The sequence below is a fragment of the Paenibacillus sp. 01T443 genome (assembly GCF_056398325.1).
Genome location: NZ_JBFTPE010000015.1, coordinates 110,300 through 135,662 on the forward strand (window position 1 = coordinate 110,300; position 25,363 = coordinate 135,662).

Annotated in this window: 26 protein-coding genes and 2 pseudogenes; all 28 read right to left on the reverse strand. The window is 49.5% G+C overall.

Features of this window, described 5'->3' with window-relative positions:
- Window positions 1-141: 141 nt before the first annotated feature.
- The 28 genes and pseudogenes from AC1DLI_RS24935 to AC1DLI_RS25070 all read right to left on the reverse strand — a co-directional run bounded on the left by AC1DLI_RS24935 (window position 142) and on the right by AC1DLI_RS25070 (window position 25,351).
- Window positions 142-480: a DUF4190 domain-containing protein gene (locus tag AC1DLI_RS24935; RefSeq protein ID WP_477607172.1), complete on the reverse strand. Its 339-nt coding sequence runs from the start codon at window positions 478-480 to the stop codon at window positions 142-144.
- 155 nt (window positions 481-635) lie between these two features.
- Window positions 636-1,901 carry an acyltransferase gene (locus tag AC1DLI_RS24940; RefSeq protein WP_477607173.1) on the reverse strand — a complete coding sequence of 422 codons (1,266 nt, stop codon included), beginning with the start codon at window positions 1,899-1,901 and terminating at the stop codon, window positions 636-638.
- Between the two features lie 144 nt (window positions 1,902-2,045).
- Complete coding sequence (locus AC1DLI_RS24945) at window positions 2,046-2,744, reverse strand: lipoprotein BA_5634 family protein (RefSeq protein ID WP_477607174.1); 699 nt, start codon at window positions 2,742-2,744, stop codon at window positions 2,046-2,048.
- Between the two features lie 33 nt (window positions 2,745-2,777).
- On the reverse strand, window positions 2,778-4,688 hold the full coding sequence (locus AC1DLI_RS24950; RefSeq protein ID WP_477607175.1) for an FtsX-like permease family protein: 1,911 nt from the start codon (window positions 4,686-4,688) through the stop codon (window positions 2,778-2,780).
- Window positions 4,675-5,433: an ABC transporter ATP-binding protein gene (locus AC1DLI_RS24955; protein ID WP_477607176.1), complete on the reverse strand. Its 759-nt coding sequence runs from the start codon at window positions 5,431-5,433 to the stop codon at window positions 4,675-4,677. Before AC1DLI_RS24955 ends, AC1DLI_RS24950 begins: the two co-directional genes overlap by 14 nt.
- A gap of 135 nt (window positions 5,434-5,568) precedes the next feature.
- Window positions 5,569-6,555 carry a sensor histidine kinase gene (locus tag AC1DLI_RS24960; RefSeq protein WP_477607177.1) on the reverse strand — a complete coding sequence of 329 codons (987 nt, stop codon included), beginning with the start codon at window positions 6,553-6,555 and terminating at the stop codon, window positions 5,569-5,571.
- Window positions 6,552-7,256: a response regulator gene (locus AC1DLI_RS24965; RefSeq protein WP_477607178.1), complete on the reverse strand. Its 705-nt coding sequence runs from the start codon at window positions 7,254-7,256 to the stop codon at window positions 6,552-6,554. The genes AC1DLI_RS24960 and AC1DLI_RS24965 overlap by 4 nt, the downstream gene beginning before the upstream one ends.
- Before the next feature lie 433 nt (window positions 7,257-7,689).
- The gene (locus AC1DLI_RS24970) at window positions 7,690-9,114 is read right to left on the reverse strand and encodes an MATE family efflux transporter (RefSeq protein ID WP_477607179.1); all 1,425 of its coding nucleotides are present in this window, start codon (window positions 9,112-9,114) and stop codon (window positions 7,690-7,692) included.
- A complete protein-coding gene (locus AC1DLI_RS24975; RefSeq protein ID WP_477607180.1) occupies window positions 9,050-9,889 on the reverse strand; it encodes a sugar phosphate isomerase/epimerase family protein in 840 nt (279 codons plus the stop codon). The genes AC1DLI_RS24970 and AC1DLI_RS24975 overlap by 65 nt, the downstream gene beginning before the upstream one ends.
- Window positions 9,890-9,961: 72 nt before the next feature.
- Window positions 9,962-11,017 carry an oxidoreductase gene (locus AC1DLI_RS24980; RefSeq protein WP_477607181.1) on the reverse strand — a complete coding sequence of 352 codons (1,056 nt, stop codon included), beginning with the start codon at window positions 11,015-11,017 and terminating at the stop codon, window positions 9,962-9,964.
- An 85-nt stretch (window positions 11,018-11,102) separates the two neighbouring features.
- The gene (locus AC1DLI_RS24985; protein ID WP_477607182.1) at window positions 11,103-11,999 is read right to left on the reverse strand and encodes an AraC family transcriptional regulator; all 897 of its coding nucleotides are present in this window, start codon (window positions 11,997-11,999) and stop codon (window positions 11,103-11,105) included.
- 23 nt (window positions 12,000-12,022) lie between these two features.
- Window positions 12,023-12,781 (reverse strand): sugar phosphate isomerase/epimerase family protein, encoded by a 759-nt coding sequence (locus tag AC1DLI_RS24990; protein ID WP_477607183.1) that lies wholly within the window; start codon window positions 12,779-12,781, stop codon window positions 12,023-12,025.
- Window positions 12,782-12,859: 78 nt separating this feature from the next.
- Window positions 12,860-13,972, reverse strand: a complete 1,113-nt coding sequence (locus tag AC1DLI_RS24995) for a Gfo/Idh/MocA family protein (RefSeq protein WP_477607184.1) — start codon at window positions 13,970-13,972, stop codon at window positions 12,860-12,862.
- A 329-nt stretch (window positions 13,973-14,301) separates the two neighbouring features.
- Entirely contained in the window at window positions 14,302-14,511 is a 210-nt protein-coding gene (locus AC1DLI_RS25000) for a hypothetical protein (RefSeq protein WP_477607185.1), read from the reverse strand.
- A 13-nt stretch (window positions 14,512-14,524) separates the two neighbouring features.
- Window positions 14,525-15,391: a pentapeptide repeat-containing protein gene (locus AC1DLI_RS25005; RefSeq protein WP_477607207.1), complete on the reverse strand. Its 867-nt coding sequence runs from the start codon at window positions 15,389-15,391 to the stop codon at window positions 14,525-14,527.
- 14 nt (window positions 15,392-15,405) lie between these two features.
- Window positions 15,406-15,735, reverse strand: coding sequence for a PadR family transcriptional regulator (locus tag AC1DLI_RS25010; protein ID WP_477607186.1), 330 nt, complete (start codon window positions 15,733-15,735; stop codon window positions 15,406-15,408).
- 788 nt (window positions 15,736-16,523) lie between these two features.
- A pseudogene (locus AC1DLI_RS25015) lies at window positions 16,524-17,033 on the reverse strand (ABC transporter ATP-binding protein); the annotation flags it as partial.
- A 27-nt stretch (window positions 17,034-17,060) separates the two neighbouring features.
- Window positions 17,061-17,411, reverse strand: a complete 351-nt coding sequence (locus AC1DLI_RS25020) for a DUF1048 domain-containing protein (RefSeq protein ID WP_477607187.1) — start codon at window positions 17,409-17,411, stop codon at window positions 17,061-17,063.
- Between the two features lie 9 nt (window positions 17,412-17,420).
- Window positions 17,421-17,768: a DUF1048 domain-containing protein gene (locus AC1DLI_RS25025; RefSeq protein ID WP_477607188.1), complete on the reverse strand. Its 348-nt coding sequence runs from the start codon at window positions 17,766-17,768 to the stop codon at window positions 17,421-17,423.
- Window positions 17,768-18,073 (reverse strand): PadR family transcriptional regulator, encoded by a 306-nt coding sequence (locus tag AC1DLI_RS25030; RefSeq protein ID WP_477607208.1) that lies wholly within the window; start codon window positions 18,071-18,073, stop codon window positions 17,768-17,770. Before AC1DLI_RS25030 ends, AC1DLI_RS25025 begins: the two co-directional genes overlap by 1 nt.
- A 529-nt stretch (window positions 18,074-18,602) precedes the next feature.
- Window positions 18,603-19,043, reverse strand: coding sequence for a ParB N-terminal domain-containing protein (locus AC1DLI_RS25035; protein ID WP_477607189.1), 441 nt, complete (start codon window positions 19,041-19,043; stop codon window positions 18,603-18,605).
- 118 nt (window positions 19,044-19,161) lie between these two features.
- The gene (locus AC1DLI_RS25040; protein WP_477607190.1) at window positions 19,162-19,551 is read right to left on the reverse strand and encodes a GNAT family N-acetyltransferase; all 390 of its coding nucleotides are present in this window, start codon (window positions 19,549-19,551) and stop codon (window positions 19,162-19,164) included.
- A gap of 87 nt (window positions 19,552-19,638) precedes the next feature.
- Window positions 19,639-19,737 (reverse strand): annotated as a pseudogene (locus tag AC1DLI_RS25045) (WYL domain-containing protein); the annotation flags it as partial.
- Between the two features lie 61 nt (window positions 19,738-19,798).
- Window positions 19,799-20,266: an AAA family ATPase gene (locus AC1DLI_RS25050; protein ID WP_477607191.1), complete on the reverse strand. Its 468-nt coding sequence runs from the start codon at window positions 20,264-20,266 to the stop codon at window positions 19,799-19,801.
- 186 nt (window positions 20,267-20,452) lie between these two features.
- Window positions 20,453-20,893, reverse strand: a complete 441-nt coding sequence (locus AC1DLI_RS25055; protein ID WP_477607192.1) for a GNAT family N-acetyltransferase — start codon at window positions 20,891-20,893, stop codon at window positions 20,453-20,455.
- Window positions 20,894-21,080: 187 nt separating this feature from the next.
- Window positions 21,081-21,539: a hypothetical protein gene (locus AC1DLI_RS25060; RefSeq protein WP_477607193.1), complete on the reverse strand. Its 459-nt coding sequence runs from the start codon at window positions 21,537-21,539 to the stop codon at window positions 21,081-21,083.
- 545 nt (window positions 21,540-22,084) lie between these two features.
- Complete coding sequence (glgP, locus tag AC1DLI_RS25065; protein ID WP_477607194.1) at window positions 22,085-24,262, reverse strand: alpha-glucan family phosphorylase; 2,178 nt, start codon at window positions 24,260-24,262, stop codon at window positions 22,085-22,087.
- 630 nt (window positions 24,263-24,892) lie between these two features.
- The gene (locus AC1DLI_RS25070) at window positions 24,893-25,351 is read right to left on the reverse strand and encodes a cupin domain-containing protein (RefSeq protein ID WP_477607195.1); all 459 of its coding nucleotides are present in this window, start codon (window positions 25,349-25,351) and stop codon (window positions 24,893-24,895) included.
- Between the last annotated feature and the right edge of the window lie 12 nt (window positions 25,352-25,363).

Below are 25,363 nucleotides of genomic sequence, written 5' to 3' on the forward strand. Positions count from 1 at the left end.
TCATGCGGACTGGAAGAAATTTAAAACCGTCGCTCAACTCAACGAGTCGTTTGGACCTTCCGTATGAATGCAAAAGACCGGTCAGACGGGCACATTTTTTAAAAGTGTCTATCTGGCCGGTCCGCCGTTCTAATAAGTTGGCTAGATCGATGAATAATTCAGATCTGTACCGGTGCTTCCAAGAAAGATTAAAGCAATTATGGCGATTAGTAAAATAATGGCATAGAAAGCAGTACCAATAATTCCGCATACAAGTCCGGCAATCGCCAAGCCGCGGCCTTGTTCACCGTTTTTTTTGATTTCCTTAAAAGATAAACTTGCATACACGATAGAAACAATACCGATAAAAAATCCAAGATAGGGCACAACTATAGCGAGAATACCAAGAACAAGCGCCACAATCGATTTACTATTTGTTTTCGGCAGCTGCTGCATCGGTTGATAATATTGATTATGCGGCTCGTTCGGAATCTGATCCATTGGAGTCCTCCTTTCGGTCTAACCGTATTTTACCAGTCATTATCTTTTCCCACAAGATGAGCATCCAGCAAAAATCACACTTAATAGTAAGAAAGTAACAGATTTAATATCGTCAAAAAAGGGACATCACGAAGTGACGTCCCTTCAACATTTGACTATTTCTCCAAATTCAGCCGGCGTTTGTTTTGCATAACAGAACGGCTTGCCTCAGACGCCTTCGGCTTTCGTCGGCCCGTTGGGCCGATCAGCCATCGTCCGAACGGCAGCTTTTCCAGTAAACTGGCTAATCCGATCGCTCCTGCTGCAACCAATATAAATGTAATCAACGCCGCCGGCAGATGATACCCGGTGAGATGCAGGGGCCGTGTTACCCCGCTCGCCAGCATGAGCACAAACGCGTGAGCCAGAAAACCGCCGAACGAATGCCGTCCGATAAACAGCAGGATGCGGTAAAGCGCGCCTTTCCTTTTCTGCAGCAGCAGCGCGGTTCCGTACAGCAAAAGCAGCTGGGAGACGATAATCGCAAAAGTAGAAGGCTTCAAATAGGTGGAAAGATTCAAATTGATCCGCTCCGATGAGAAGCGCAAAACATCATAGCCGAGCCAAATATATGCCCCGATGAACGCAATCATCGTCCAGCCCATAACATCTCCTACGAACTTCCGAAACCGGTTCAAGCCGAAGGCGCATACGCTCCCCATCAGGAAGTAAAATAAGTACATGGCAAAATAATAGGAACGGTTCGCGATCARCTCCGCCCAAAAACCGCCTACGGAAGCGGCCCAGTCAGGCATTTTATAGTAGGAYAGCCACATCAGCGCTCCATGCAGCAGACCAAGCGCCAGGRATATCCCCGCAACCTTAGGAAATAATTCATCTTCCGAATTAGGCCGCAGCCGTGATCGGATTGTTCCGACCATCCGGGAAAACAACGGGAATAACAAATAAAACTGAAAAATCATAAGGATAAACCACAGATGGTAGCCGTATGTCGGCTTGATCAGCTGCTGAAAGATACTCGTCCAAGCCGATGGCTGCATGAGCTTTCCGCCGATTACCCCTTCCACCGCTATCCAGTAAATGATCGTCCAGCTTATAAAAGGAATAAAAATATCGCCGAACCTTTTTCTGATAAACGAACGGTAATGCAGCTTCCCGCTGTAATTGTAAAACAAAATCAGACCGGACAGAAATACGAACGTCGGTGTCCCGAACCGGGTGAAATGAAACAGCATCGCCAGCATGATCGAGTCAGCCGGCAGGATGTCGGGCCGATAAATATACTCCGCAATGCAGTGCTGAAGCGCCACCGCCAAAAAGGCAAACGCGCGAAGCAGCGTCACTTCTTCGATCCGCTCTTTTTTCTGACGAACCTCCGGCCGAGGCGCTTGCCCTTCCATTTCCGCTTGCATATTTTCCATGATGTCACCTCTATTCTCAGTTGGCAAAAGATAAACTGATTATAGAGGACAATTATTAGAGGAAGATTAATATTGGCACATATTAACGCTTTCCGGTGTTCTTATCCCTAGTTGTTTGAAACAAGAGTTCGGTACAGCCTACTCTTATCCTTCTTTACTACCTTTGAAGGAAATCGGCCATAAATATTGAACACGTTTCTCCATCTTTTTAGTTACTCTGTACCAATCTGTATTGCTCTGGACAGCTTCGACGCCGTTATCTTCAACATCCGTAAGTTGACCATAATCCTTATTAAACCGTACGATCGTCATCGTCTTATCCTGGGCTGTCGTAAGCTGCCCGAAGGTCTCATCATCTACGATAATAATAAATCTGTGCTCTATATAACGGGTATAACCAAGCCAGCTGTTGGTTTCGTAGTGTACTGGCAACGTCCGTCCTCCGATATCGACACTGGATAAATCCTTGTACTTGCTAATAGCGGAGAGCATTCCCTTTCCTTTCTCGATTTTCGGCAGCGCCGGCAGCGGATCGGAAACGTAAATGTCGTCCGTATTGCGAGCTTCTCTGAACAGCCCCAGGCTCACCATTTCTTCAGCAATTGTCTGATTCAGAATCAGTGTCCCCCCTTCACGGTCTAACTTAACTTTTGCCTCTTTAACGGTGTACGTATGCATCTCCTTGATCTCGTTCCCATGCTCCTGGATCACAGATTCAAGCTCCTTTTTCTCCCCCACCAGCAGCAAACCGTTTCTCGGAGCATCTATTTTGTCAGACTTGGAACAAGCCCCGAGAAGCACAATGCTTATTAGCGCGACCAACAGTATAGTCCCTTTTTTCATAACGATCTTCTCCCCCTTTCTTATAGATGGTGACTATTCCCTCAGCTGCCCATTCACCATATGATTTAAATAACGCCAGCGGGCCACCAGAAAATACACGATCTGCACGAGTGTGAACGATATGAAGATGGTAGCCGCTCCCTTTAAGACGGGAAAGTCCACCCGCTGCTCCAGCGCGATAAGTGCCACCGTACTATGAGTGAGGGCCATTAGCAGCGGTACGAAAAACAAAACCGACAGCTGGCGGGTGACGATCCTGCCCAGCTCTTTGCGGCTCAGACCAACCTTGGCGATCATCTGATACTGAGCCCGGTCCCGCTCCAGATCCGTAAAGAGCCGCAGATAGAGAAAGCTTGCTGCGAAGGTGAAAAACACGATTCCCACCAGTACGCTTATGATCAGAATAAGGCCGTTCTGCTGCTTGAATTCGAGCCATTCCAGAACAAGCGGCGTCTCTAAAGAGAATAGAATTAGCTGGTTAATCTGCTGTGGAAACGCTTCTTTCAGCTTGATTGCGACCTCCCTTGTATCCGGCCAATTGTCTACCTGAAAGACGAATCGCCGTCCCTCTCCTGTCTCCCCGTCCTGCAGAGGAAGACGGTCATACAGTGCGTCGGTCGTCACGATAGCGGCACTTCCTAGAAAAGGCGCCAACAAATGAGGCATGTGTTTTACGATTTGCAGCTTTTCATCAACATCACCAGCCAGCACATCGATCTCGGTAGTCGGACCTGTTGTAGGGACGGCGATCGCCTGCTTATCACTGTCCAAGGTAGCAACGGGATAACCGAGTGCCTTGAGTAGACTGTTGTAATCGCTCAGGCGAATCACGGTTAGGCCGAGCTCGGTATTTTTACTGGAATAGCTGCCGGTCCGGTAAGAGAAGCCTGCTTGGGTCAGCTCCGCCTCAATGAGTTTAAGGTGCTGGCGCTCTACCTTCCGTTCGTTTCCAGAACTGGAATAGTAGCGAAATGCAAACGGGTTGGTCGACTCCGACAGGCTTGGATCGCCATAAGCTATCGTGGTTGCCATTCCCGTAAACGCGACAGCCGAAATGATGGTTACCATAAAAAACATCGTCGCATTGTCTTTCATCCGGTACGCCAGCTCGGACAGTGTAATGATATTCGTCTTTTTGAAGAAGAACCGGCGCTTCCCCCTCAAGGCCCCAATCCCATACACGCTGAGCTGGGTGAACAGAAAATAAGTGCCCGTCACCGATAAGGCGGCAACCAAAAGCAGCAGAGGGAATGAAAAATCGCTCTCGAGGAAAAAGTAAAAGGCAAGCCCGTAACCGGATGCTAATAGCAAAACTGCCAGCCCCGACAACCCTTTGGACGCTCTCGGTTCCGGCTTCGGCTTATCCTCCGCCTTTAGCAGCTCCACAAGTTCTTTGGTTTTGACCAAACGGGAAGTGAATAAGGAAATGAGCAGAAACAGCAACAAATATACAACGGCGGTCAGACCGATAGCTTTCGACGGAAAATAGAAGTCTAAGCCACTCTCAATGGCCAGCATGCTAGCGCTGATCAACAGGATCAGCTTGGAGAACACAAGGCCGACCGCAATACCTGCGGCAATTGAGATAATCCCGATCACCATATTCTCCTTAATGACCATCCGGATTTGCTGTTTGGGAGAAAGCCCATGGATCATCAGAATGCCGAATTCCTTCTTGCGCATCTTCAGAAATGAGCCGACTGAATAAAGCAGAAACAGAAACGAGAATACAAAAATGAGTATCTGAGATGTCGTAAAGCCCTTCTTGGTCAAGTCGCTGATCGCTGCACTGGTTGACGCCAGTTCCCCTTGAAGCTGAGGATGAAACAAGAGCAGGGCATAAGTAAAGAAAATCATGACCGAAAACGCGCTGCTCAAAAAATGGCCGATATACAAACGTTTGTTGCGAAAAACGTTATGGAAGGCGAGCTTACGAAAGGTCATACCGGTGTCCTCCCAACAGCGACAGCACATTGATAATATTTTGATAAAATACGGTACGGTTCTCTCCCGTATGAATTTCGTTATAGAGCTTGCCGTCTTTAATGAAAATGACCCGATCGCAATAGCTTGCCGCCATGGCGTCATGGGTGACGAGCATCATGGTCGTGTCTTGTTTTTTGTTCAGTTCGGTCAGCAAACCCATAACATCCCGGGCGGCCTTGGAATCCAGGTTGCCCGTTGGTTCGTCGGCCAGAATCAGCGCCGGCCTGTGGATCAGCGCACGGCCGACCGCCGTCCGTTGTGCCTGCCCGCCTGAGATTTCGTAGGTGCGGTTGTTTAAGATGGACTGAATTCCTAGCTTCTTCGCCATCTGTTCGACCCGTTCTCCAATCTCATCGGGATCAACTCCGTCGAGGGCAAGTGGCAGCGCCATGTTCTCCGCGACAGTCAAAGTATTCAGTAGGTTAAAGAACTGAAAGACAAAGCCGAGCTTGCGGCGGCGGAACAGCGCCAGTCGCTCCGCATCCAGCAGAAGCGGCTGCTCTCCTTCAATCCATACGCTTCCCGTAGTCGGGGAATCAATAGTCGAGATGACGTTTAAGAGCGTCGTCTTTCCGCTGCCTGAAGGCCCCATCACCCCTACAATTTCTCCCTTACCTATCGTTAGATCAATATCTGTAAGAGCCTCGTGGCTTACTTTCCCCTTATAAATCTTGCTGAGCTCCTTCACATGAAGCACTTCCATAAAGGCATTCTCCTTTCTCGATGTGTCTCAAGTCTATATCAGTATTCTCTTGCAAAGTATCGTTAAGTCTTTCACTAAACTTACATTCTTGTAAGATGACAAAAAAAAGATGAATACGTTTATCGTATTCATCCGCTAGTCCGAAGCATAAGGAAAGGTAAGATACACCGTGGTGCCCGTTCCCGCTTCCGATTCCATATGAATTTGGTGATTCAGCTTTTGCACAACCTTTTGGACCAGATAGAGGCCCATTCCTGTTGATTCCTTAAAGCTTCTGCCGTTCTCTCCGGTAAAAAAGGGCCGAAATACCCGGCCGATATCCTGTTTCGGAATTCCCACCCCGCTGTCTTTGACCTCGAGAACGATGGATCGGTCAGACTTGAAGGCCGAAATCCTCACGGTTTGGTGGCTGCCCGCAGAAAACTTAATGGCATTGGATAACAGCTGCTGCAGGATGAAGCGGAGCCATTTGGCGTCTGTTTCCACGGTTAATCCGGCGTCCACAAGGTTCTCCGGATAAACCTGACTTCGGATAAACAGACGTTTATAATCCGTCACCACTTCGTCTACCGTCTTGTAAAGCTCCACTTGTTCCACATGGAAGTCCTGTTCAAACGTCTCCAGCCGGGACATGTACAGGACCATCTCCAGACCTTTCCTTATCCGTTCGGCCTCTTCAGATATACTGTCCATTTCCTCGTTGTCAGATTCCTGGGTCAGCAGCTCAATAACAGACAGAGGAGTCTTCATCTGGTGAATCCATTGATTCATAAATTCAAGGCGTTCCACCTGCTCGCTTTCCCAGTTCCTCAACTGCTGCCGGGACTTTCGGTAGTGGTGATCCAGCAGTTCATCCAGTGCACAGGTTAAGGCTGTGGAACCAGCCTGTCCCGGCGTATCGAAGATATCCGCGCTCGGCGCTGACAATCGTCTATAGAAATCGCGATGCGTGAAATACTGAACGGTCAGATAGACAGACATAATCATGATGCCCAGAAAGGCGGCATACAAGGCGATGCGCAGATGATTGTAGCCGTCAAACCAGAATACCATCAGGACCACGGCCAATTGTACAAGTAAAAATCCGATGAGCAAGAAGTGYGACCGCAGAAACAGCTTCATCTAGTCTCATCCTTCCATATCGGCAACAATCGGTAGCCTGCGCCCCGAACCGTCTCCAGCGCATCGACGATGCCCAGCTCCTGCAGCTTCTTGCGTGTGCGGGTAATATTGACGCTGAGCGTATTCTCGTCCACATAGGTCTGATCATCCCACAGCTTCTCCAAAATAATTTCTCTGCTCACCAGGCGCGGACTGCGGACAAGCAGCAATTCGAGCAAAACGGCCTCTTTTTTGGTCAGCATTACGCTCAGGGAGTCCAGTCTAAGCTCCAACCGCTCCGGATACAGTACAAGCCCCTCCAGCTTTACCTGCCGCTCCTCCGTCTTGGGCGCATAGTCTCCATAGACCCGCCGCAGTTGGCTGCGAATCTTGGCAATGACCATTTCGTAAGAAAATGGTTTGGTGATGTAATCATCTGCCCCGTGTTCGAGCGCCCTTATCTGATCCATGGTACCGCTTCTCGCGGAAATGCAGATGATGGGACAAGTGGAGACGGAACGGATCTGCCTGCACCAATAATAGCCGTCATAACTGGGGAGATTAATATCAATGAGAACAAGATGGGGATCAATTTGCTTGAACAAATCCAGAACATTCTCGAAATCTTTCACCAGAATGTTCTCATCCCCATACTTATCAATATGAGATCCAAGGAGCTCGGCTATTTTGGGGTCGTCTTCCACGATCATGATCTTATGCAAAGAAACAGGCCTCCTGTTCTAATAGGTTTTCTTTACTGTTTATTGTACCCCGCTCCACTTACGTGATCAAAAACGCCCGCCCCTCTTCGCCTTATAGAGCAAGCCCTGGTGGGCTTTACTTAATTAGTTATAAAACCCTTATATCTAAAGCTGATGTCGGAAGTCAAGAACTTGATCACATAACTGAAAAAAGCCGCGATTTTCGCGACCTTTAATGGGACAATGTTTTTGACTTCCGACATTTATACATTGTTACACATTATATAACTGATTACCTAGCAATTTTAAAAATAAGTTCCTGCAAAGTACATGATCATATTGTTGGTTCATCGTTGATGCTGTATTGTATAGTATCAATTAAATACGAACTTCAATAAAGCTTACCTCAAAATAAACTTAAATAGTTCGTATTTATAGGTTACACATCTCCGAATTAGTTCGGAGTCCCTGTTATTAAACTAATCTCTTTGCTTCGCCAGCGCACTCGCAATAACAGGATCAATCCGCGCAGCCATTCGTCCATAATAAACGCGGCCCAAAAGCCAAGCAGGCCGAAGCCCAAATGAATGCCGAGCAAATACGCCATCGGAACACTGAACAGCCAACTGACGGATACGGCTCCGATCATGGCGAACCTCGCATCTCCCGCGGCTGCAAGCGACCGTTCGATAATGATGTTGAAGTTGCGGCCCGGCTCAAGCAGCAATCCGAGCAGCAGAAGCGTGGCCCCCATTTTGATGATCGACTCATCATCCGTAAACAGCCCCAGAAGCGGCACGCGGAATATCGCGATGACGGCCGCGGCGCCAAGCGTAATCATCATGCTTGCGCGCAGATGGCGATAGACGGCCCGATAGGCCTCCTCCCGCTCTCCGGCCCCAATCATATGTCCTATGATGATCTGCCCGCCCCGGCCGATGGAAATCGCCAGAATCATAACAAGAAACACGAGATTCATCGTATAGACCCGCGTTGTGAGCGCCTCCGTCCCCAATGTTGCGATGAGCGCGGTCGTTACGAACTGGCTTGCGGAATACGAGCAGTTGTTAACCGATGAAGGCAAGCCGATGCGCAGCACCTTATCGACATGCTCCTTCGTCCAGTGCGTCATATGCGCCCAGGTAATATGAACGCCGACTACCTTGCGCAGAATAATAACATTGACGGCCAAGCCGATCAGCTGGGCGATTGCAGTGGAGCAAGCAACGCCGGTCACGCCAAGCTTCGGAAAGCCGAACGGCCCGTAGATAACCAAGTAGTTGCCGAGCAAATTCAGCACATTCATGCCGATGGTGACCACCATCGTATGCCGTGTAAATCCGTGCGACTGGATAATGGCCGTCACGACGGTCAACACGCCTTGAATGACAAGCGCCGCTCCGGCAATTTGGAGGAAGCTCTGTCCGATTTCGAACACTTCCTGGTCCAGGATAAAAATGTTCAGAAGCGGAACGCTGAAGCTGACGATTAACGCGCTTATGAGAATGCCGAACAAAAAATTGATCGCCACCGATGCCGATGCCAGACGACCGATCTCCTGATTGCGCCGCGCGCCAAGGTATTGGGTGATGACGACCGCCGACCCTACCGCGATGACGTTGAACAGAAGCACGCCGAACATAATAATCTGGTTCGCTACGCCGACGGCAGCGACCGCCTCGTCCGACACTCTGCTTAGCATGAACGTGTCGGAGACACGCAGGAACATCTGCAGCGCGGACTCTACGAAGATTGGCCAAGTCAGCGCAAATAGAGTTAAATGGGCAGTCGTCCTGCTTCCCTTCGCCATCGGCTTAACCGGCAGTATGGACCGAATAAGCAGCTTTAGCCTTCTCCAGTCCAAGCTTTGCAATCTCAAGCGCAGACCGTCCGCCGAAATCTTCGATGAACAGCTCCAGCGATAAATATTCCTCATAACCAGAGGCATGCAGCAGTTGTGCGATGCGTCTGGACGGGGCAATGCCCTCACCCGGGAAAACCCGGTCTTTGTCGGCGATTACGGCGCGTGCCGGTTCCGCCGGATAATCGTTCACATGTACGATCCCAATTCGGTCGCCGTTCAGGAAACCGATCCCTTCAAAGTCGCTGCCGCCCGTGTACATATGGAACGGATCAAGCAGCAGCTTGGCGTCCTTGACGCCGCTCTGCATCGCGACGTACACCGCTTCGCTCAGCCGGTTCAGCTTGCTTGCCCGGCCCCAGAACTCGAGATACGGCTCGACGCCGATGCCGCGCGACAGCTCTGCTAGCTTCGCGAACTGCTCAGCCATATCGTCGAGTGACACGCTTGCGACGCTGCCGAACGGCGGAGCCGCTGCGGCAGCGCAGCCCAGCTCGGCGAGCAGCTCCAGCTCTCGTTTAGCGTGCTCGAAGCCAGTGCTGCGGGCCGACGAATCCGAGTCAGCCCACGTCCAGAAGGCGATTGCGTTCACTACGGAAACGCCTGATCCTTCGATCCGGCGACGCAGCTCTGACAGCCTGCCTCCGGCTTCCAGATACGTTTCAATGTCGCGCACCCACAGCTCGATGCCGGCATATCCGGCTTCCGCGGCGACGGAGATTTGCTCTTCAACGCCAAGCTTATAAGGAAACAGCGTCGAGGAGTTAAGGGACAGCTTGAATGGAAATGTCATTTAGATACGCCTTCTTTCTTTACAAGTTTGCACTCGAATTAACTAATAAGAGAAAATATCATAATTCCGCCGCTAAGGCGTCACCTCTACCGTGCGCTGCTCTCTCGCACTCTGTATGCCGAGCTCGATGAGCCGTACCGCCATACGCGCCTCCTCCGGCTTCACTGCCAGCTCCGCCGTGCCTTTGATCGCTCCGGCTACATTGCGATAATAGGAGTGGTAGCTGCCGGGCAGCGTCTGAATCCGGCCGCTGAAGCGCAAGCCGCCCAGATCCGCCTCAAGCGTACCCCAGCTTTCCTCCGGCTCTGCGCCCCATCCGGGCGTTCCGGGCGAAAGGCCTGCTTTGAGCGCATTTTCCTGAGGATCCTCGCCGTATTTGACGAATGTACCGGCCGTGCCATGCAGCGTATAGCGTGGTCCCGGCTGTCTAGCAAGCAGCATCGACCGAAGCGCCAGCCGTAAGCCGTTCTCATAGGTCAGCGTCACGTCGAACGCATCGTCGGACACGGCACCGTCGCGAATCGTTCGAATATCCGCCTTAATCAGCAGCGGAGTTCCGAACAACGACAGTGCCTGATCAAGGAAGTGTACCCCTAGGTCGTAAAACACGCCTGTTCCCGGACCGCCGCTGTCGCGCCAGCGATCCGGATTTGCAATCGGGCTAAATCGTTCCCAGCGGAATTCAGCATCCGTCAGCCGTCCAACAATTCCCTGCCGGACAACCTGACTAAGCGTGAGAAAGTCGCCGTCCCAGCGGCGGTTATGGAAGACACTGAGCACAAGTCCACTCTCGCGGGCCAGCCCGATCAGCTCATCGGCTTCGGCAGCCGTCGCCGTGAAAGGTTTTTCGACGACAACGTGTTTGCCCGCCAGCAGCGCAGCCTTAGTGAATGAATAATGGTCCGTGCTTGGCGTAGTAACGACAACCAGATCGATCGACGGATCGGCGTAGAGCGACTCCATATCCCGGACGATCTGCACCCATGGGTATCTTTCCTTGGCGCTGTCCCCGCTACGCTGCACAACGGCGGTAAGCTTCAGCTCAGGCACCGAAGCGATGACAGGCGCGTGAAAGGTTCTTCCGGCGAAGCCGTAGCCGATCAGTCCTACGTTGATTACTTGATCCAAAACTTATATCCCCCCTTCGCATTCTTTTGGAGCGGGAACTGCTTCAATCCCGTCGTTGTTCTTTCCCACCGCTAGTCTCAAGTGGTCAAGGCGCCCACATGTTGTATAAAATCCGGTTCAACGGATACAGCGAATCGCCGTCGCTGATCGGAACGAGATCCTTGTAGATCGGATTAGAATGCTTCTTGCGATACTCCGTTGCAGTAATCCCCTTAACCGACTTAAATACCCGGCTGAAGTAATTCTCATCGGCAAAGCCGACTGCGTAAGCCACTTCCTTCACGCTCCGCTCTTCATGGAGCAGCAGCTGGCAGGCGCGGTCAACCCGCTTATGAATAATGGCCTCGCGCGGCGTCCGTCCAAGATGCTTCACAAATGAACGCGAGAAATGCTCATGCGTCCAGYCGGCCGTCTGCGCAAGCGTTTCCACGGACAGCGGCTCCTCCAAATGCTTCTCGATATAATCGAGCGCTTTCACCAACTGCGGAGGAATCCGGCTGGCTTGCGAAGCCATGGGTCCGTCTTCGACTAGGCCGTTGATCTCTTGTAACAGCGCCAGCAGAAGCGTCCCAGCCCTCTGATGCATCCGATCTGATTTTAAATACATGATATATAGAATTTGTTTCATCATCCCTACCAACAGCTCGTTGCCTTCGGGCACGCACGGCGGTCCGCCCTGCTTCAGAAGTTCTAGACCGGGCAGCATAGCCGGGTTCCGCTCGAAGCCGAAATGGATGAACAAATGTCTGGCCGGCTGGTTCGGGTCATATTCGTAGAGATGGCGCTCGCCCGGTCGCGTGATGATGAAGCTAGGCTCGCGCAGGACGTAGGCCTCGTCTCCGACCTTGTACACGCTGTCTGAGCCGTCCGGAAAAAACAGCAGCTCATAGTCGTCAAGAACCCGGGGGCCAAGACCGGTCCCGGGTTTTTTCACGATATCGCCAGCGACGTGAATAACAGGCAAATAATCATGGATCTGCACTGGAACCGATCTCCTCCTCCAAGTTACGGCTTCATAATGCCGAGCTTAGTCAAATTCTCGTAGCTGATACGCAAGCTCTCGAACGGATCGCGGCGGCTCTGGTCCTGCTCCACAACAAGCCATTTCACGCCGATTTCCTCTGCAACGCCGGCGATTTCCTTAAAGTCGAGCACGCCCTCGCCGATCTCGGCAAAAAACTGCTCTTCACCCTTCTCCACATCCTTGATATGAAGCATCGGTGCGCGGCCTTTCAACTTCCGGAGATAAGCGGCCGGGTCCTCGCCGCCCTTTTTGATCCAGTAGGTGTCCAGCTCAGTCTGTACCAATTCCGGATCCGTCTCGCGCAGCAGGATATCAAGCGCGTATTCGCCGCCGAATTTCTCGAACTCCCAGTCGTGGTTATGGTAGAGGAACGTAATGCCGCGCTTACGGAAAATCTCGCCCGTTTCATTCATTTTCTTCGCCTTCTCCAAGACGTCTTCGCGGGAAGAGAAGCGCAGAGAGATCGCGACAAAGCGTCCGCCATCCACCTCGTCGAGATATTCGGCGATTGCATTTGCGTCAAAATCGAAGCTATCGAAGCCGGCATGTGTGCCGACAACCTTCAGCCCAAGGCGGTCCAACAGCGCTTTCTGACGGCCAACCGTCATGCCTTGCGGCGGACGGCCAAGCTCAATTCCTTTGTAGCCGATCGCGGCTACTCTTTCAAGCGCTCCTTCATAATCCTGCGAGAGCGCTTCACGAATCGTATATGGCTGCACGGCAACCGGAAATTGCTTCATAGTCGGATTCACCTGATCCTTTCGGTTATTTGATCCTGCATGACACTGCTTTTATGGATATGCTTCGCCTGTAAGCGGTTATAAATCAAGCATGTTGTATTTGAGACCAAGCGGCAGAGGCTTCGGACGTTCGACGGTCGACTCGAGATGCACATGCTTCTCCCTATCGGATGCTTCAAAAATACCAAGTGAAATATCGAGGATATGGCTAGCCAGACGTCCGCTTGCGCGGTTCGCGCGGCCCGACTGTATCGCGTATGCCATATCTGCTACGCCCATGCCGCGGCCTTCCTCGGCGTAAGGATGCGAATGCGGAACCTCCTTCAGCTCGCCGTTCGCAAACTTAATCGATACCGTGCCTCCGAAGAAATTCGGATCGGGCACGATTAGGTTCCCTTCCGTGCCGTATATTTCAAGCCGAGGCGTGTAGCCGAAGCTTTCTTTGGCTGCCTGCAGGCTGGCAACGGCGCCGCTTGCGAAATCCAGCACCGCCGTAACGTTTGTCGGAGCCTCTACCGGAACCGTCCGGCCGAACGCGTGCGACTTCGGATTTTTTATTGTAATTTCCTTATTCAACTGCTGGGCGGAGCCCGTAACGCGGCGAACCGGTCCAAGAAGCGCGACCAGCGCGGTCAGATAATAAGGTCCCATATCCATAATCGGATCTCCGCCAAGCTTCAGGAAGTTCTGGAAGTTCGGATGCATACCGCCGGACGCATTGCCCATAATGATTGTACCGTTGGCCGCGTACGGCGTACCGATCCAGCCGTCGTCGATCAGCTTGATGCACGTCTGGATGCCGGCGCCAAGGAAGGTGTCGGGCGCGCAGCCAACGAGCAGGCCCTTCTGCTCGGCTAAAGCAAGCACCTCGTCCGCATCCGCGCGGTTCAGCGCGAACGGCTTCTCCGTATAGACATGTTTGCCGGCATGCAGCGCTCTCAAATTAAGCGGCGCGTGCGCGGCCGGCGCGGTCAGGTTAAGCACGATTTCAATCTCCGGATCGTCCAACAATTCGTCCACCGTATATACGTGCGGGATATTATACTCCTCCGCCCGTTTCCGGGCCAGCTCCGGTACCAGATCAGCAACCGCCTTAACCTCCAGAATGTTATCGAACATTCCCGTACAGTTTTTTAAATAAATGTTGCTGATAACTCCCGCACCAATAACACCGATCTTTATTTTGCGCATATGGATCTTCCTCTCCGACTGGTAATGGACTTGGACTTGCATGTTCCTATTATGGCGTACGAATGCTCCGATCTCAATGGATGATCCCGAATATAAACTGGACAAATTTGATATCCTCACTTACCATGGACACGCTTTCATATCCCTAATTTATGTTTGCCTACTGAGATAGCACGACATATTTGACATTGTCGATGCGGAAACGACTGGAGCTTCGCCCTACCGTCAGAGGCATATACAATGCTCGTTTCCGTTCTGCCCTTTGGCGGCACCGACTCGTTTCGCGATGAAACAAGCGTAAACGGCTGCCGACATCCTCAGCGGCAAAGCTAACGAAAAAAAGACTCCGCCTCAATATCTCGGGCAGGAGTCTTCAATTTGTTCTGGACATTAATCCAGTAGCCGGCAACGCCTTTGTCCATCAAATAATCCGTTTCGGCGTTACTGCCCTTTTCCACCTCGAGATCAACGCCTCTTACGACTTGATGCTGCTTGTAGGATTTTTGCAGTCCAACGACTTGAATCGAATTATTTTGCATAACTTCCCCCTCCTTATCGAACAGTAACCTTGGACAAATCGGCCCCCATGCCTTTAAGCGCAGCATAGGTCAGCTTATCCATAACTGCGTCGTCAAAGCAGATGGTTTTGATGGAACGGTAATACTTATTGGTCAACGAAAAAAACGCCTGAAAAGACACATTCTTGAGTGTAGCGCCCCTAAACGAAACTCCGTTTAATGCAGACTTGTCAAACTTAACGCCGATAAAGGTTTGCCCGTCAAGACGCAACCCGCTCAGGTCGGAATATATAAAGTTCACACCGTCAAAGATACAACCTTCAAAGATTGTTTTTCTAAGGTCGGTCTTGGTTAGCGTGACGTCGGTCAGTTTTACGCCTGTGAATTTTGCTCCGTCCATCCCCGAAATGCTGAAGTTGGTGCGTACAAGGATCGTTTCATTGAAGCTCGCATCCGAAAGGTCTAGGGCTGATAGGCTACAGTCAGTCAGATTCGCGCCGTCAAAATTGGCTTCACGTACGTCGCTGGACTTAAACGAACTGCCGGTCAAGTCTGCGCCCGCAAAGTCGGAACCGCGTAACGCACTCGATGTAAAATTCCCTTTATGCGCAATAACGCCCGCAAAGTCGCTCTTTGGCAAGTTGCTCGCGCTAAAGTTTGTTACCACTTGCCTCTCCAACGAGCGGGAGAGATTGGCGACCTCCAGTATCGTTTCCTCGATATCGCCGATGCCCTCAATGGTCATATTAAACGCTGTTTCATCGTCTTTGCCCTCGGCTTTAAGTTCACGGTACCTCTCCTGTAAATCGGAGAGCAGGTCCTCTTTTAATTCGTTGACGCTTTTTACCCCATCGTAAGGCGTAAATACGCCGTTCAAATAGTTCGTCAATTTCTGATTCATCATATCAAATCCCCTCATAGTAAGTTTTCTAACACTCGCTGTGCATACTCCCAGTTGCTTTTGTTGCGGGTGTAAGTATCCTTGCCCTTCTCGGTGATTCTAAAATACTTGCGCCGTCCGCCTTGAGATTCATCGCCCCAATACCACTCGATATCGCCGTCTGTCTCAAGACGTCTGACGCTGGAGTACATCGTGGCTTCCTTTAATTCATACTCACCGCCCGAGCGCTCCGCAATCAACTTGACAATTTCGTACCCATAGCGGTCAGCTTCGGATAGGAGTCGCAAAATCATCGTATCAGTATGTCCGCGAAGCAGGTCGGATGTGATTTTGTTCTCGCTCATATAATCACCTCTGTATTTGTATATTACGACATACTACCATGATTGTCAAGGTAATATTTTGAGTTAGGTACCTTATTTGAAATGTAAGTTATAAATTCATAACGGTATCTCACGGATTCATTCTCTTTTTCGAGCTTAATCCAATCATGAAACCAGCCAGTGTAAAGAACATAAATATACCGATGTCCACTCCGACTTATACATCGGTGCAGGCATCGGTATGAATGTAGTAATCCGCGCAATTTAACCCTCAACTGCTGAGCAAATCCTTAAACCTGAATACCAGCTTGCTTTCCAACATGACTGCGACTGTATCAACCGTCACCGCCCACAGACGCTCGTCGAACTCTTTAATAATCAGTGGGCATGATTAGATTGAAAGACATCACCCGTGATATGGAGATTAATCGTCTGTCCATTGCTACCATCGGCTTTCCAGGTTTTATCATTAACCTAACGGCGAACAATAATTAAACATAAAGGGTTCCACATATTAGTCATGTGTAATATGTAGAACCCTTTATTTTATTTGATTTTTTTAAGTTTAGCTCTCGATCATTTTCAGTCTAATACTTAATTATCTTTCAACATCAGGTTTGGAGGATTTTGGTTGAAAAGAAACAGCCCCCTCCCGGGAGCTGCCTGCGCTATGCGATATATGTTTACCGCCGCCGGACAAGCTTCGTAATCCTGCCGTCAAAGATCCACTCGGCGACATAGACTGCCCTGCGAATCCACGCATACGCCGTGCGGTAGTACGACTTGGGCAGGTTCGGCCAGCCCTCCTGCTTGTAAGCCTGCTGATCCTCCTCGGGGTCCAGTCCCGTTGACGGCTCGTCAAGGAAAACGATCTGCGGTATTCCCACGATACTCAAGGCGATGTCGAGCCTGCGGCGCATACCACCTGAATAAGTAGACGCCTTGCGGTCGGCAGCCTCTGTCAGACCAAAGCGCTTAAGCAAGTTGTCTGCAACCTGACGCGGATTTTTAAGGTATCTTAGCTTTGCAATCATGATCAGATTTTCCCGTCCGGTTAAAACTTCATCCACGGCGGCTAATTGCCCGGTCAGACTGATCGCCTGCCGCACATGGTCGGGGCTGGAAGTAACGTCGAATCCATTTACGGTAACGGATCCGCTGTCTGGTTTGAGCAGCGTAGTGAGGATTTTGACCGCGGTTGTCTTGCCCGCGCCATTGGAACCGAGCAGGGCGAAAATCTCGCCTCGCTTCACTTCCAAATCGACGCCTTTTAGGACATCTGTGTCCTTGAAAGACTTTCGCAGACCTTTCACTTCAATTGCTTTTTTCCATCCCGATTTCCCCTTTTACTTCTTTTTATCCGTAACCTTTTTCATAGCCTTGTTACCTGCTTGGTCAACAGATTCTTGATAGATGTCAGCGTAAGTTTTTGAATCTTTGATTAGATCGTCGCAGAAAGCGGCTACGTCTCTGCCCGTCACTTCGAGCACGCCTTTCCCCAAGGCCGCGCCTTCTTCAAAAAGATCGACAATCCCTGAGAGCAAACCCGTCCCGTCAGTTAGCTCAACAGGGCCGACCTTAAAGAAATATTTTTGAATCTCTTTATAAACAATCTGATAATCTTGCGGGAGCGCTTTGACACGCGCTATGTGCGCTCGCCATTCTTTTTTGCCTTCGATGATATCTTTTATTCTCATGTTATCCTCCTATTTACCTAATTTTTTAGCGATATTATGGTTAAGTTGCTCACGCCACTTGTCGCGAAAAGTCTTTGCCCCTTCTTCGCCGGCCAGCGCTGAACAGAAGCCTTTGATATCGTCACCCAAAACCTCATGGACACGCTGACCGTCCGCCGCCGTTTCTTCGAGCAGGCCAAGCACACCGTCAAGAATTGGCATGAGGTTGCGACCGGTAAAATCTGAGTGCGGCCAAAGATTGGCATTAATTTTTTCCCATGCCGCTTGATAATCAGCCGGCAGTTTTTTGGCTCGCGATTCAAAAGTTTTCATTTCTTTCGTCATATCACTGCCGGTGATTTTTTCCCAAAAATTCATTATTTTCTCTCCTTTAACTCGTTAATTTTTGATGATACGAACTCCCATTTTTCCCAGAACTTCCGCAGCTCCTCACGCCCCGCGTCGTTGAGCACGAAAAACTTGCGCGGCGGTCCCATCTCGGAGGGCTTCTTGGTGATCTCCACTAATTTGTTTTTTTCAAGCCGGATCAGGATCGTGTATACCGTTCCCTCCACAACATCTGTGAAGCCAAGGGCGTTCAGCCGCCGCGTGATTTCGTAGCCGTAGGTTTCTTTGCGGCTTATTATTTCAAGGACACAGCCCTCAAGCGCCCCTTTGAGCATTTCCGTTAGGTTTTCCAGCACAATCACTCCTTGCTATTCTGTATGACTGGTATGTTGTATTACTTACTACCTCTATAAAGTATCACGCAGTAGTTAGTTTGTCAATAGTGTTTATTCTGACACGGATTTTACGTTTTCAACTATCCTGCCCCTTAGCATAATGCCTAGCAGTACATCTGTACCAAATACCCTATTTTGCGAAGATAAAAAAGGAGCTGCCGCGGCAACTCCTTCATCGTTTGTATAGAGTCCTTCATTGAACTAATGTTCTATTGTTATTCGGTCTGTATTGATAGAGCCCTCGGAAAAACGAAAGGTTATTTCTAATTCACGATTTCCTATAATGTGATCTACAGCATTAAGAATCAATGAGGAGTATCTCCGATATAACCAGTCAGTAGCAAATGATTGTTCAACTATAGTATCCGTTAGTTGAATGATTCATAATTTATGTAATCTAATAAAAACTCTTTATCATCGGGGACGGAGAATTGCAGTTCAATCTCTCCGCAGCCTTTTTTTGTACAGGCTAGATCTCAGCATAATGAGCCAAATTCTCCTGACTGTCGCTGGCCCACAGAACAACCCAGCATTCCGTGAAATTCAGACGCCGCATAGCTTCGTGACGATGATTGCCATCACGAATCGACAGCTGACCGCCCACGAACTGAACGATCAATGGCGGGTATGACCAGTCTTTGCGATAAAGCTCCATCAGCTCTGCTACGTGCAGGTCCCAGTTGTCCTGCGAAACAAAATATTCCATCTCCGCTTCCGGTCCGCAGCAGCGGATAAACTCCTGAAGCGGTAAACGCACAGGCCCCGCCCAAAATCTCGGCTGTAGCTTAAGCCCTTCAGAAAACGGCTCGTTGCCCCCCGCCGTCTTCAGAAAAAGGTGTACCCACTCTTCGATGCAGCCGTGCTTGGCAAATTCGATCGCCTCTTCGGTTGTAAATGATAAAGGCAGCAAGCGGCAATCCCCCTCTGTCTTAATTGTGCTATCGTTTCCCGTTAGCTTAACGATCAAATGCAAATATTCATTTACAGTAAGTAAAGGAAACCGAAACCGGACTCTCGAGATAGCTTAACTATTGAAAGTCCAATGCCAAGAGTTCAAGTTTTACAGGAAACCTGTAACCCATAGACTCCAACAAAAGTTTGCCTTCCTTATCTTGTTCATTTACTAACGTCTCAACATCGGTTCGTCCATTTTTATGGTGATATTCAAAAGCCTTAGCAACGAGATACTCACCTAGTCCTTTATTCCGCCAACGTGGAACGACGAATAATCTTTCAACAGCACCTGTCTGCCAACTCATAACGCTTCCAACTAGCTCATCGCCTTCATACGCTGAGATGGTATATAGTTCTGGACCACCCATCATCCATTCCAGCATGTTGACGCTTCTATATAGAACACCTTGATGATATTGATTTTCAACTTTGGTGTATTTAACTCGTTCCTCTTTTGTTTCCATCGGGTAATGACAAACCTCGACACAGCTAGGTATATTCACTTCTGGAATGGATTTCTCAAGTGATCGCTTTGCGACTCGTGACGACTGAGAGTACATTCGATATGGATGAACAACAACTGTATATTCTTCTTCCCCTTCTCGATACGTAATGCTGATCTTCTGACCCTCTTTGATGGCTTGATCGATGCCATGCTTTGTTCAACTATCGTCCCCTGTTTAGTTGAACAGCAGCTTACTCAGCCTCGACTTAATCCAGTAATTCGAGCTGCAGAACGACCTCGTCTAATGGTCTAGAAGCGTCAACCTCAGTAGTTACTCTAGCCCTTAATAGGGGTTCGACTTCAGCGAGATGACATAAGATAAGCTCTCGCTCTTCGGGTTTTTTCCCGTAGTTGTTGTTCTCCCGGCCGGCTATCCGCGCGAGTATTACATCGGCAGGCGCGCTAAGCAAAACCACATGTTCGAAGAATGGGTAGAACTTTCCCTGATTTGACTTGCAACCAGCAACGAAGAGTTTACCTTCCTGGTGATTGGTCAGAAGTTCAATAATTGCCTCTTCACGCCAGACCCAGTCGGTGGAGCCGTCTGGAAAATGTACCCAATGGCTCCAAACGTCACTGTCGGTATCCACAACGCGGTGACCTCGTTCACCAAGTTTCTCCAAGGCTGTCGACTTTCCAGTTCCGGACATTCCGGTGACCAGTATTCTCAGCATTTTCCCTCCTAATTCACCTGCAAACAATATAAGAATGCTCGCAATTATTATTCTTTTAAGTATTCGCGAAATCATTGTGCTGTCCTGCCCGTTAGATGAACAGGCTGTCGAATTATCGGCAGCCTGTTGTTATTGCACTATCGTTCCCCATTAGTGATTGGTGTGCCATCCGTGTGCTTCAATACATTATTCTTTTATATTTTTAGCAAAGAAGACGATTCTATTGATTTCGAAAAAACCATTTTTCTTATAAAACTTTTCTGCTGGTACATCTCTATCTGTTAGTAATGTTATCACTTTTATATTTCTTTCTAGTAATTCTCTTTCTAGACTTTCAAACATTTTCGAACCAATACCTTGTCCTTGAAACGTAGGATGTACACACATTTCATTTACAAAGAACTCATCATTTTCCCACCACTTCTTACGGTATCCACAAATAAAACCAATCATTTCTTCTTCTTGAATCGCGACCAGACCCATAAACCCTGGCGTGTATACAAAATCCAATAAATATTCTCTTGCTTTATGATCCAACCATTGATCATTCCAAGGTTCTCCATTAAAAACTTCGCAAAATAACTTTGTACATTTGTCTAGATCTTTAATATCAAATAATCTAATCACATAAAGACATCCCATCGTTTTAATTTTATTCTGCATACCCTTCTTCTAAAATTCAATAGAACAGATAATTCTGTATTAACTTGCCCGTTAGCTTAATAAAATGAGCAGGCCACCGCTGCGCCTACTCATTGTGTTATTTATTCAATTATCGTTACTCGTTAGCATAACGAAGCAAAATTTATAATTTTTAGTTCCGAACAAAATTAGCTGTTACCATAGTTTTATTCCAAGTCACATTTATACTGTATGAGCCTGTCTGCAAATTAGAAAAAGTCTTTGTATCTGTATATTTTTCACCAGGCTCCAAATCAATGTAGTCTTTTATTGGGACCCCGCCTTCTTCTACTATATTGTTGTCGCTTAGCAACTTATAACTTGCTCCACCAATAACTGTCACTCTTTTTCCACTGTCATTTTTGAAAGTATAAGTTACATTTGTATCTGAACCTATGTCTTCTACCGTGACGAAACCAACTAAATCAGATTGAACAGTATTACTGTTTGAATCTGATGGTTTACTCGTAGTGGTATTAGTTTCTTTGTGTATTGGTTCGGACAAATTTAATGTTTTTGTAGTTGAACACCCGGCAAATACCATAGACACCACTAATACTAATATTAACAAGTAACTTCTCATTTTTGTCACTTCATATCACCTCGTCATACTTTAACGAACAACTTATTAAATTTGTTGCTCAATTTCAGGATTAAAAGTGATTAAACTATCCTGCCCGTTAGCTCAACGAGGCTGCCGTTTTATGCCGGCAGCCTCATCCTGGTGATTGTTAAACTACAGTGTCACGTTAGTTTAATGGCCTACCGTAATCCAATGTGAGTGTTCTTGCCACAATTTTGTCTTGGAAGATAGAAAAGCCGCAGTTATGGACTGAAAGATCTGATTCGCTGACCCTTTAGCCGAAAGGCGGAACGCCTCGTTCTGAATGGAAAGACCTGACCTCATTGGTTTCCATGGCGAAGGCAAACTTTCCGCCGGTATGAGTTCCTTCCGGGTTAGGACGGCGCACGGGCTCTGGGCCCGAGATGCTCAGAATCTAAGTACAACGTCGCAGCCAGCAACGGTACGCCGATCAGAAATACCGATAGAGGAGACTGGCGACATCCGGTACATTTAAGGGAATGCAAGACGACGGTGTCCTTCAAGGCTCCGCCGTCTTATATGCCGTTCTTCCGTTATCCCCAAGCAGCCAGCTCCATCTCGAAATCGGTCGTGAAATCTGGGCTGATCGGAGTGACGCGCACGTTCACGTTAGCCTTCCAGATGTTGATTGAGAAATCGGGTAAAGCGCCCTCGTAGACGTACAGTCCCTTGGCCTGCTGCTGTACCAGCTCTAGCTTTGCCTTCCAGATGCCACGACGGCCGTCGGAGCCGACCGCCTCCACGCGGACGTCCTTGTGCCAGATTGCGCCGAGTTGAATTTCGGCACGGAAGGCCGTCTTGTTCAGCCCGATCCTGCTGCTGTGGTCGGCCAGAATGTCCGCTTTCTTGACGCAGACGCCGGACCAGTTGTCTCGGATGAATTGCTTGTAGGTGGCAACCCTTGATGCGACCTCGAAGTTATCAGCGGCGAACCGCTTCCCCCTTACGGTCGTAGGTACATACAACTTGTGCCAGTAATCGCTTACCATTCTGTGGGTGTTGAAGACGGGCGCGATTGAGCAGATCGACTCTTTCATCAGGTTGACCCATTCCGTCGGAACCGCGCCATCACCCCGCTTGTAGAACAGCGGAATTATCTCTTCCTCGAGCAGCCGGTAAAGCGCTTCGCTGTCCTGCTGCACCTGATACTCGAAGTCGCCGTCCGTCGCGCCTTCGATGGCCCAGCCGTTCCGCCCGTTGTAGCCTTCCACCCACCAGCCGTCCAGTACGCTGCAGTTGAGTACGCCGTTCATGGCCGCCTTTTGCCCACTTGTACCGCTCGCTTCCATCGGCTTCACGGGCGTGTTGAGCCAAACGTCGACGCCTTGGACCAGCTTCTTCGCCTTATCCATCGCATAGTTCTCCACAATGTAAACCCTGCCCTTGAACCTTTCCTCCCGGGATAGCTCCACTATTCTGCGGATAAGTTCCTGTCCCGGTCCGTCCGCGGGATGCGCTTTTCCGGCGAAAACTAGGCACACGGGGCGCTGCGGATCGCCCAAAATGTGCGCGAGCCTTTCTAGGTCGCGGAAGATGAGCAGTGCCCGCTTATACGTCGCAAACCGCCTGGCGAAGCCGACGATCAACGGTCCTTCACCGGATGAGGCAAGCGGCAGGCCCAACTCCCGGACCATCTCAGATTTCGCCCGCTGATGCTCCTCCCACAGCTCTATGTGTGGGATATCCCGAACAGCAGCCCATACGTCCGGTTCCGCAGTGCGGACGGCCCAGTCAGGCGGGAGGTGCCGATCGAACAGCTCCTTCATGCCGGTGGCTAGCCACGTCCCGATATGGACGCCATTCGTGACTGAATCGACTGGAATGTCCTGTCTCGGAATATGCGGCATCCACCGGTGGAACAAGTCCTGGGTCACCTCGCCGTGCAGCTTGCTCACCCCGTTCACCTTTGACGACGTGCTGACGGCAAGCCGTGTCATGTTGAACGCATCGCCCACTCGTCCGAGCGACAGCACTCGCTCCCTGTCCGTCCCGAACTGCCAGTAATAGTCGCCGAAATAACGGTCCATCATGTCGATAGAGAAGACATCATGCCCAGCCGGAACCGGTGTGTGCGTCGTGAATACAGTGCTCGCCTTGACCGTTTCGAGTGCCGTCTCGAACAGCACTCCTTCGGCGGACAGCATGCGGATGCGCTCGAGCGTCAGGAACGCTGGGTGCCCTTCGTTCATATGCCAGACGTCCGGCCGGATGCCCAGCTTTGCAAGCAGTCTCGCTCCGCCGATGCCGAGGATCATTTCCTGGCTTATGCGAACGTCTTGGTCGCTCGGATAGAGTGTGTCGGTCAAGCGGCGGTCCGCGTCGCTATTCGATTCAACGTCGGTATTGAGCAGGTACAAAGTGACCGAGCCCAACTGAACGGACCACGCTTTCACATACACCTGCCTGCCGCCCACCATCATGTCGACGACGAGAGGCCGCCTTTCGGCATCCCGCACGAGACGAACTGGGTAGGAGCTCGCCTCTGGGTCGATTTTGTGATACAGATGCTGCTGCGATCCGCCCTCATCGATGTGCTGCTGGAAGTAACCATTACTGTAAAATATGCCAACGCCCGTAAGCTGAACATTCATGTCTGAGGCCGCCTTGATATGGTCGCCTGCCAATATGCCAAGGCCTCCCGAGTAAATCGGTAAAGTTTCGTCAAGTCCAAATTCTGCCGAGAAATATGCTACACCGCCGTTTGACATCATTCCACCTCATTTTCACTAAAAATTGCGCTTCGCCTTGTAAGCGCCTGACTTGATGCCTTTATACTATATGCCGGTTTGCAGTACACGTGCCTATAGCAAGCGGGAGCCACGGTGTGGTAAACCCCGGCAAGCCGGGTATATAGGAAACCCATTTTTCATACAGTTCCCTTTGGCGTTAACCGAAATATATAGTTCTTTTGCGGGGGATTTGCGTAAGTACATCAAAACTGAGCTCTCTCTCCATTTCGATGAATGTAATCGTAATCAATTTCTATTTCAAACACAAAAAAATGGACTTCCCATACTCTAAGCAATGGGTGTCCATATCTGCTCCGTCCGGTTAAAACTTTCTTCAACCTCGATGTCTACTTCGTGTGCTGCTAGACTTTACATTGGACATGGAGAATCGAGAACACGACAAAAAAAGAAACCCGCTTTTTAGAGCGGATTCCTTCGTTTTGGTTACTCTTGCAAGCGGTTCAATGTTTATCTGTTGTTGCTCTGCCTTGAACAGAGAAACTATAGAGAGCGATCTTTGCCCTCTTTGATAACCCCAACTGACATAATAACCAAAAGTAGGTGCTTATCAGCGTCGAGCATTTTGCAAAAGCTCTTTTCAGATAAAAAGTGTTAGCCCAGCGAGATTCCAATTGAAGCATTATCGTCGGGGGTACCGAGCCAATAGCCATAAGCTATGGCTACTTCAACAAAATGTTGTAAAACATCTGGCGCAGGAGGGCCCGGTGGCACAGTATCAACGGGACGGCCAATTTCATTAAAAAATTCTCCCATTCTCACAGTCGATACGACTATCAATGTTACTATTTCGTTAGAGGAATTTCTCCAAGCGTGCTTTACGTTTTCCGGAATATCAACAGTATCACCAGCCTTAACAACTTTCCAGCTGTCTTCCGTGAAAGCTTCGAGTTCACCTGAGAGAACAACAAAGGTTTCGCGATCTCCATGACTGTGAACAGGAACAATAACACCTGGTGGAACTTCAGCCTTCATAATGGAATAATCCCTATTTTCCGACAACTCCGTTAAGAGTTGAATACGTGGTCCCATTACATCCAAAAATGTTGACATAAATATTAGCCT